Genomic DNA, 251 nt, shown 5'->3' with positions numbered 1-251 from the left:
CCTTAGCTACGACGGCGGAGTGTTTGCCCGCTGGTTCCTGAACTCGGTGATTTATGCCGGTTTCGGTGGACTGATCGCCACCTACTTTGCCGCTGCCGGCGGATATGCGCTGGCAATGTACGAATTCAAGGGCAGGAACCTGGTTTTCGGCACCATTTTGGGCGGAGTCCTGGTGCCGGGCACTGCCACGGCGCTGCCGCTGTTCCTGCTGTTCAGCCAGATGGGGATCGCCAACACGTACTGGAGTGTGC

General features: G+C 60.2%; 1 pseudogene. It reads left to right on the top strand.

What is annotated here, in order from left to right:
• Positions 1 to 251: pseudogene (locus SB754_RS21780) on the top strand (carbohydrate ABC transporter permease); the annotation flags it as partial.

The organism is Leifsonia sp. SIMBA_070, assembly GCF_046534635.1.
Classification (GTDB): Bacteria; Actinomycetota; Actinomycetes; order Actinomycetales; family Microbacteriaceae; genus Leifsonia.
The sequence above is the reverse complement of the archived record's forward strand: the minus strand, read 5'-3'. Positions and strand labels throughout refer to the sequence as shown.